This is a genomic window from Dietzia massiliensis, assembly GCF_018390595.1.
In the GTDB taxonomy this organism is placed as follows: Bacteria; Actinomycetota; Actinomycetes; order Mycobacteriales; family Mycobacteriaceae; genus Dietzia; species Dietzia massiliensis.
On record NZ_JAHBAV010000085.1, the window covers coordinates 1 to 7,890 of the forward strand.

Sequence of the window (7,890 nt, forward strand, 5' to 3'; positions counted from 1 at the left end):
CTCCGGATCCGCTACCCGCATAGGGGTAGCGGATCCGGTCCCCGGGTAGCGGATTCTGGGTGGGCGACGGATTCGGGGTGGACGGCGGATGCGGGGTAGGCAGCGGATTCTGGGTGGGCGGCGGCCCCTCGGCCAGCAGCGCCTCGACCCTCTGCCGCAGCCCGGGCAACGCGGAGGCCTCCCGCGCGGTCAGCAGCACGGTGCGGGCCGCCGCGACCACGTCGACGGCCTCCGGCCGCAACCCGCGGACCCTCCCGGCGAGCTGCACCGCCTCCGCCAGACCCGCACACTCGAGCAGCAGCGCGGCCTCTCCGCAGCGGCGGATCCTCGTCGTCGTCATCTCTCCCCCGCGAGCACGAACGGCGCCAACGACACGCCGGCGGCCTCGAGCGCCGACCGCACCCGACGCGCCAGGTCGACCGCACCGGGCGTGTCCCCGTGGACGCAGATCGACGCGGCCTCCACCACGACCGGCGACCCGTCCGACGCCGTGATCTCCCGCCCCGTGGCCATCGCCACCACCCGGTCGGAGACCTCGTCGGCGTCGGTGATGACGGCCCCCGGCTCGCCGCGCGGCACGAGGGTGCCGTCGGGTCGGTAGCCGCGGTCGGCGAACGCCTCGGTCACGGCCCGCACGCCCGCCCTCTCGGCCTCCGCCAGGACCACCGCACCGGGCAGGCCGAGGATCGGCAGCGGGTCCTCGTCGGCGACCGCGGCGTAGGCCAGGACCGCGTCGACGACGCCCGCCGCCTGCTCGCGATCGTGGACGATGCGGTTGTAGAGGGCCCCGTGGGGCTTGACGTACCGCACCCGCGAGCCGTGGCGCCGCGCGGCCATGTCGAGCTCGATCAGCTGGAACGCCACGATGCGGGCGACCTCCTCGCGGTCGAGGTCGTGCTCGACGCGTCCGAAGTTCTCCGCGTCGCGGTACGAGGGATGCGCGCCCACGGCCACGCCCCGCTCGGCGGCCGCCACGATCGTCGCGTTCATCGTGGGGCGGTTGCCGGCGTGGAAGCCGCACGCGACGTTCGCGGAGGTCACGACCTCCAGCAGGGCGGCGTCGTCGGGGTCGGGCCCGGCGTGCGGCGCGAGCGAGGCCGACCACCTCGGAGTGCCCCGGCGGGCCTCCCCGAGGTCGCAGTTGAGATCGATGCTGCCGCGATCGATGTCGTGCGCCTGTGCATGCACACCTCCATCCTGCCCCAGGTTCGCCCCCTGCGGCCGCTGCGGTCATGATGGAGGTCATGATCGTCATCCGCTGCGGCTCCGCGCCGGTTCCGACGGTCCTCGGCGAACACCCTCGCGTCGAGGTCAGTGCGGTTCCCACCAAGGAGGAGGTCACCCGCGCGCTCTCCGAGGTCGGAACCCGCCGACGGCTGGTCGTGTGCGGTACCGACGCCGGACTGGCCGCGCTGCTCACCCGCCTCATGCGCACCGAGAACCTCGACGTGGAGATCGCCTACGTCGCCGACGAACCCACGCCGGCCACCAAGGCGTACGGCCTGCCGACCGGCTCGGAGGCCGCCAAGCTGGGCGTCCGGGGTGAGGCCCGCGAGGTGCCCCTCGTGCGCGACGACACCGGGACCGCCCTCGTGGGCGAGGCCACCGTCCGCGGCCCGGAAGGCGGCCATCTGGTGGGCGAGGCCTACGCCGACGACAACCGGGTCTTCTCCGGCGAGATCGACGCCCTCACCGTCCGCCCGACGCCGGACCTGCCGGGCGTCGTCGCCACGGCCGCCCGCCCCCGCCGGCTGCGACGACGGCCGTGGCTCGCCGCGCGCGCGGTCCAGCTGGGGACCGAGGCCGGCCTGCTCACCCGCGACGGGGTCACCGGCCGGCGGGCCATCAAGAGGACGACTTTCTACCGTCATACCGAGCCATGGAGGCTCGTGTCGCCCTGAACGGCGGCATCTCCGGAGCGGGCCGGTCGGGCGAGTCCGGCCACTCCTCCTTGAGCAGCTCCGGCGACACGGCCGGCGTCCGCACCGTCGGCGGCAGCGTGGCCAGCGCCGAGATCTTGCTCAGGCCCGCCACCTGCATCACGTCCACGAGGATCGACCGGATCTGCGCGAGCATCACCGTCTCGGTCATCCCGGAGCCGATCACCAGCTCCCGCTTCGCCCGCGCCGACACCGCGCGCAACTCCCGCAACACCTTCGCGGCGCTGGGCGCGTCGGGGTCGGCGGCCACCCGCTGGGCGAGCAACTCGACCGCGTCGGCGAGCGCGGCCAGCAGCGAACTGAGCGCGGGCGGGACGTCGACCTGGTCGTCGACGGCCACGATCGCCCGCCGCGCCAGCACGCGGATGTTGCGGATGCCGTTGTCGAGCGGGTTGAGGATCCGGCTCAGCTCCACCTCCTCCGGACGGCGCCGGCGGTAGAACGGCGAGATCCGCACCAACTCCCGGGCCCCCGCGAGCTGCTCCTCCACCGCGTCGATCGCCGGCTGGGTGTCGCGGGCGTCCTGCAGCGCCTCGCGGATGCGGTCGGAGTCGCGGCGGTCCAGGCCCTCGGCGACCTCCGCCAGGACCGACGAGGCCACGCCGAGCAGCGACGCCGCCTCGCGCCGGGCGCGCCGCAGCGGGTGCACGGGAACGAGCGACATCGCCACCAGTGCGACGACACCGCCGACGGCGGCGTCCGCCATCCGCTCGTAACCACCCGCCGAGCCGGGCGGCAGGATCGTGGCCACGAGTATCGCCGACGACGCCGCCTGCGTCCCCACGAGCGCGCCCCGGTCGAGGAACACCGCCGCCGACATCGCCAGCACCACGACCGCGGCGATCTGCCACGGTCCGGAGCCGATCTGCGCGATGATCAGATCGCCCAGGCCGACTCCCACGACGACGCCGATCACCAGCTCGATACCGCGGCGAACCCGCCGGCCCATCCCGGTGCCCAGAGCGATGGCCGCCGCGATGGGCGCGAAGAATGGCGCGGGGTGGCCCAGCAGGTCGAACGCGATGTACCACGCGATCCCGGCCGCCAGGCCGCACTGCAGGATCGGCAGGAACGCGTACGCCAGTCGCCGTGCCCGCGTCCTCAGGGGAACCGGCAGCGCCGCGTAGACGCCCAGCGCGCGGGCGTCCAGGCGGTCACGCCAGGCCGAGAGGCGCGGCGGCGTGCGGGTCCGACTCATTGATCAGGTCCAGGCAACGGATGTACTCGTCCTCCTCGCCGATCGACTGCGCGGCGCGGGCCAGCGCCGCGACCGCGCGGAGGAATCCGCGGTTCGGCTCGTGGTCGTACGGCACCGGGCCGAAGCCCTTCCAGCCGTGGCGGCGCAGCTGATCCAGCCCGCGGTGGTAGCCGGTTCGGGCGAAGGCGTACGCGGTCACGGCGTCGTCGGCGTCGAGTGCGCGCTCGGCGAGCTCGGCCCACGCGATCGACGCCGCGGGATGGTCGGCCGCGACCGTGCGGGGGTCCTCGCCCGCGGCGAGGGCGTCCTCCGCCTCCGGATCGCCGGTCAGACGGGTGGGCGGGGGGCCGAGGAGATCTCCGAACTGGGTCATGTCGACCATTGTCCACGAATTGCCGGAGCCGCTCCCGGGAGAGGGGCGAACGGACCGACCGGAGAGCGCACGACAAGCGTTTGCTATGGTGAGAGCCCTGCGGCGCCCCACGACGGGCGCCGCGGTCGCGTTGCCGCAGGCCGCACTGACCGCCGCCGCGACGCGGGATCGATGGTCCGGCGTCGAGGCCCGGAGCGCGCGGAGACCCTTCCGCCGACGCCCCGCCTCCACCGAACGTCTCTGCCCGAGACGAACGAGTGGCCGGTGACGGCCGGAAGGAATGTAGTTGTCTAATCAACGAATCGCCATCTTCGGAGCCGGCCCCAGCGGCATCGCCGCCCTGCGGGCGTTCGAGTCCGCCCAGCGCGCGGGCGCCACGATCCCCGAGATCGTCTGCTACGAGAAGCAGGACGACTGGGGCGGCCAGTGGAACTACAGCTGGCGCAGCGGGATCGACAAGTACGGCGAGCCGGTGCACTCCTCGATGTACCGCAACCTCTGGTCGAACGGACCCAAGGAGGCCCTGGAGTTCGCCGAGTACACCTTCGACGAGCACTTCGGCCGGCCGATCTCCTCCTACCCGCCGCGCGAGGTGCTGTGGGACTACATCGACGGCCGCGTGCGCCGGTCGAAGGTCAAGGACAAGGTGCAGTTCTCCACGGCCGTGCGCTGGGTGGACTACGACAGCGACCAGGACAACTTCACCGTGACCGTGGAGAACCTCCGCTCGGGCCGCACCATCACCTCCGAGTTCGACCGCATCATCGTCGCGACCGGCCACTTCAGCTTCCCCAACGTGCCCGAGTTCGAGGGCATCCACACCTTCCCCGGCTCGGTCCAGCACGCCCACGACTTCCGCGGCGCCGAGAACCTGGCGGACAAGCGGGTCCTGCTCGTCGGCGCCTCCTACTCCGCCGAGGACATCGGCGTGCAGGCGTTCAAGATGGGCGCCCGCTCGGTGACCATGTCCTACCGCACCCGGCCGATCGGCTACGACTGGCCGGACGGCATGGAGGAGCTGCCGCTCATCGACCGCTTCGAGGGCAGCACGGTCCACTTCACAGGCGGCGAGACGCGGGAGTTCGACGCGGTGATCCTGTGCACCGGCTACCTGCACAAGTACCCGTTCCTGCCCGCCGACCTGGCGTTGCAGTCGCCGAACAACATCTACCCCTCCGGCCTGTACCGGGGCGTGGTGTGGCAGAAGAACCCGCGCGTCTACTACCTCGGCGCCCAGGACCAGTGGTTCACGTTCAACATGTTCGACGCGCAGGCCTGGTACGTGCGTGACCTCATCCTCGGACGCACGCCGCTGCCCTCGGCGCAGGACCGCGCCGCGCACATGCGCTCCTGGCGCGACCGCTTCCAGCAGCTCGACGGTGACGCCGACCAGGTGCGGTTCCAGGCCGACTACATCCGCGACCTCATCGACGCGACCGACTACCCGGAGTTCGACCTCGACGAGGTCGTCCGGATCTTCCTCGCGTGGAAGGCCGACAAGGCCGCCAACATCCTCACCTACCGCGACAAGCCGCACCGCTCGGTCATGACCGGCACGATGGCCGCCGAGCACCACACCCCGTGGTTGCGCGAGCTGGACGACTCGATGGCGCGGTACCTGTCGACCCCCGCGCGCTCCGAGCTGGAGCAGATGGTCGAGGACGGCGCGCCCGCCGAGTCCACCGCGCGCTGACCGCCGGACCCCGGGAATGAACACTCGATGACGCCTCAGCGATAACCGGGGCGCGAGGGCGACCGATCGGTCACGCTGGTCACATGACCGACTCTGCAGCCGATCCCTCCCGGTCCCGCGCGGGCCTCGGCCGGCGCTCCGTCCTGCGGGCGGGAGCGCTGGCCGGGGCGGCGGTCGGCGCCGGGGCCCTCACCGGTCGCGCCGCGTCCGCGGCCGCCGCGGCGGGCGGACCCGCCTCCGGGGGCGCCGCGGGCGGGTCCGCTGCCGCGGTGTTCCGGCACGGCGTCGCGTCCGGCGACCCGATGGCGGACCGCGTCATCCTGTGGACGCGTGTCACGCCCACCGAGCAGGCGACCCCGGGCTCGGGGATCGGCGACCTCGTCGTCGTCGACTGGGAGGTCTCCACCGACCCCGGCTTCGCCACCATCGTCCGGTCGGGCACGGTCACCACGGACGCCGGCCGCGATCACACCGTCAAGCTCGACTGCGTCGGCCTCGCGCCGGACCGCTGGTACCACTACCGGTTCCGCGCGCTCGGCCAGACCTCACGCACCGGCCGCACGCGCACCGCCCCCGCCGACGGCGCGATGCCCGCGTCCGGCCGCTGGCGCGTGGGCGTGGTGTCGTGCTCCAACTGGGAGGCCGGGTTCTTCGCCGGCTACCGCCACCTCGAGGCGCGCGGCGACCTGGACGCGATCATCGAGCTCGGCGACTACATCTACGAGTACGGCCGCGGCGAGTACACGGCCGCCGCCGGCGCCGTCCGCCCGCACGATCCGCCGCACGAGATCGTCACCCTGGCCGACTACCGGATCCGTCTGGCGCAGTACCGCACCGACCCCGACCTGCAGTCCCTGCACGCGCACGTGCCGTGGATCTGCACGTGGGACGACCACGAGCTCGCCAACAACTCGTGGGAGCACGGCGCCGAGAACCACCAGCCGCACGAGGGCCCGTTCGCCAACCGCAAGGCCGCGTCCGCGCAGGCCTACTTCGAATGGATGCCCGTGCGGCCGGACTCGTTGCGCGACGGCGGGCACCTCTACCGGCGCCTGCGGTGGGGGTCGCTGGCCGAGCTGAGCATGCTCGACCTGCGCTCGTACCGCTCGGAGGATCCGGGCCGCTTCAACGGCCGCGCGACCGATCAGACCGGCACCATGACCGGCGCTGAGCAGTTCGACTGGCTGGCCCGCGGACTCGCGTCGTCGACGGCCCGCTGGAACGTCATCGGGAACTCGGTCATGGTCACCCCTGTGCTGATCCCGCCTCTGGACGCCCGCACGACCGGGGCGCTCACCGAGCTGCTCGGCATCCCGCGCGAGGGCATCACCTATAACTCCGACCAGTGGGACGGCTACGCCGGAGAGCGCCGTCGCCTGTTCGAGGTGATCCGCGCGACGGGTAACCGCAACCACGTCTTCCTCACCGGCGACATCCACACGTCGTGGGCCAACGAGGTGCCGTTCGATCCCGCCGACTACCCCGGTGCGGGCACGGGAGCGGTCGAGTTCGTCACCCCGTCCATCACGAGTAACAACATCAACGACATGGTGGGGCTGCCGGAGGGCAATCCGCTCTCGCAGGCCGCGCAGGGCGCGCTGACCGGCGTGAACCGCCACGTCCGCTGGGCCGATCTGGACCGCCACGGCTTCACGGTGGTCGAGTTCACGAGCGGCTACGCGCACGCCGACTTCTGGGCGCTCGGGGCGCGCGAGGACCCGGCGAGCGGTGCGTACCCGCTGGCCAGTTGGCGTTCGCCGCACGGCTCGGACCGTCTGGAACCGGCGGGACTTTTGCCCTGAGAGTCGGCGGGCGCCGGGGCCCCTGTCCCCACTGAATCTCAGGCCGGTCGGCTACCGTGGCGGGTCGACGCGGCCCGTCCGGGGCCGCGACGGGTGTCTTTGGAGTAGTGGATGACGACGACGAGCCAGCAGCCCCCCGCCGGAGATCCGGGTCCCGGCGGGCAGCCGGGCGGTGGCCCGGAGGGTGGGGCACGTCTGTCGGGTGACGGGCGCGGCGATCGCCCGGGCCGGGGTGGTGTGCTCGCGGCGGTGGCCGTGGTTGCGCTGGTCGTGGTCGCCGCGGTCGCGTGGGCGTTCCTGGCCGGGCCGTTGTCGTCGTCGGGGCGGGCCGAGCGGGCTGTGGCCGAGACGCTGGAGCAGATGAGCTCGGCGGAGTCGTTCGACGAGTTTAATAGTCATATGTGCGCGGAGAACCGGGTCCCGCAGGAGTTGGTGGACACGATCACCGCGTCGAGCGAGGCGACGGGGCCGGATCTCGATTCGATGTTCCGCGAGTCGATCGCGGGCTCGTTCCCGCAGGACCTCGAGGTGACCGGGGTCAAGATCGCCGACGGCGGCGCGGAGGCGATGGCGACGGTCGAATTCGAGTCGGACGGGCCCGGTCCGGAGCAGGTGCGGATGCGCGACGAGGACGGTGCCTGGAAGCTGTGCCAGCCCGGCGTCGGGATGGGCTCGGTGCCCGAGGGTCAGCAGCCGGGCTGATCGGGTCCGCCCGGTCACGCCGGCCGACCCGGGCGTTCCGGCGGCGTCGGCTCCTCCGTACCGCCGCTGGGTGTCGTGGCGCGCAGGGTGCGTTCGACCCCGGGTGGGTTGGTGAGGTGGCCGTCGGCGGCGATGAGTCGGTCGAGGTGTTGGTGCCAGCGGTGGTCGAGGATGCGGTCGCG

8 protein-coding genes are annotated in these 7,890 nt (G+C 72.8%); 4 read left to right on the plus strand and 4 right to left on the minus strand.

Translation table 11 applies throughout. The features are described from left to right. Positions 1-340 (minus strand): 5-oxoprolinase subunit B family protein (locus KHA85_RS15495; protein ID WP_498039896.1); only part of this gene is annotated, 340 nt, incomplete at its 3' end. Next, positions 337-1,188 (minus strand): LamB/YcsF family protein, encoded by an 852-nt coding sequence (locus KHA85_RS15500; RefSeq protein WP_213186498.1) that lies wholly within the window; start codon positions 1,186-1,188, stop codon positions 337-339. The genes KHA85_RS15500 and KHA85_RS15495, both read right to left, overlap by 4 nt. Before the next feature lie 56 nt (positions 1,189-1,244). Between KHA85_RS15500 and KHA85_RS15505 the strand changes: the two genes are divergently transcribed. Further along, positions 1,245-1,901 carry a hypothetical protein gene (locus tag KHA85_RS15505; RefSeq protein ID WP_082904640.1) on the plus strand — a complete coding sequence of 219 codons (657 nt, stop codon included), beginning with the start codon at positions 1,245-1,247 and terminating at the stop codon, positions 1,899-1,901. On the opposite strand, the gene KHA85_RS15510 is transcribed toward KHA85_RS15505, so the two are convergent. Further along, the gene (locus tag KHA85_RS15510) at positions 1,846-3,138 is read right to left on the minus strand and encodes an FUSC family protein (RefSeq protein ID WP_213186499.1); all 1,293 of its coding nucleotides are present in this window, start codon (positions 3,136-3,138) and stop codon (positions 1,846-1,848) included. The two genes, KHA85_RS15505 and KHA85_RS15510, sit on opposite strands and share 56 nt — an antisense overlap. Continuing rightward, positions 3,095-3,511 (minus strand): DUF3151 domain-containing protein, encoded by a 417-nt coding sequence (locus KHA85_RS15515; RefSeq protein ID WP_063973897.1) that lies wholly within the window; start codon positions 3,509-3,511, stop codon positions 3,095-3,097. The genes KHA85_RS15510 and KHA85_RS15515 overlap by 44 nt, the downstream gene beginning before the upstream one ends. A 286-nt stretch (positions 3,512-3,797) precedes the next feature. Here KHA85_RS15515 and KHA85_RS15520 point away from each other — a divergent pair, with 286 nt between their 5' ends. The 3 genes from KHA85_RS15520 (at position 3,798) to KHA85_RS15530 (ending at position 7,708) form a co-directional block, all read left to right on the plus strand. After that, the gene (locus KHA85_RS15520) at positions 3,798-5,204 is read left to right on the plus strand and encodes a trimethylamine monooxygenase (RefSeq protein ID WP_213186500.1); all 1,407 of its coding nucleotides are present in this window, start codon (positions 3,798-3,800) and stop codon (positions 5,202-5,204) included. An 83-nt stretch (positions 5,205-5,287) separates the two neighbouring features. Beyond that, the gene (locus tag KHA85_RS15525) at positions 5,288-7,006 is read left to right on the plus strand and encodes an alkaline phosphatase D family protein (protein WP_213186501.1); all 1,719 of its coding nucleotides are present in this window, start codon (positions 5,288-5,290) and stop codon (positions 7,004-7,006) included. Between the two features lie 111 nt (positions 7,007-7,117). After that, positions 7,118-7,708, plus strand: a complete 591-nt coding sequence (locus KHA85_RS15530; protein WP_236885785.1) for an Rv0361 family membrane protein — start codon at positions 7,118-7,120, stop codon at positions 7,706-7,708. Positions 7,709-7,890 lie beyond the last annotated feature (182 nt).

Excerpts from the sequence above, each read along its gene's own strand:
- KHA85_RS15530 (WP_236885785.1), top strand. The coding sequence starts at position 7,118 with ATGACGACGACGAGCCAGCAGCCCCCCGCCGGAGATCCGGGTCCCGGC.
- KHA85_RS15515 (WP_063973897.1), bottom strand. The coding sequence starts at position 3,511 with ATGACCCAGTTCGGAGATCTCCTCGGCCCCCCGCCCACCCGTCTGACC.
- KHA85_RS15525 (WP_213186501.1), top strand. The coding sequence starts at position 5,288 with ATGACCGACTCTGCAGCCGATCCCTCCCGGTCCCGCGCGGGCCTCGGC.
- KHA85_RS15505 (WP_082904640.1), top strand. The coding sequence starts at position 1,245 with ATGATCGTCATCCGCTGCGGCTCCGCGCCGGTTCCGACGGTCCTCGGC.
- KHA85_RS15510 (WP_213186499.1), bottom strand. The coding sequence starts at position 3,138 with ATGAGTCGGACCCGCACGCCGCCGCGCCTCTCGGCCTGGCGTGACCGC.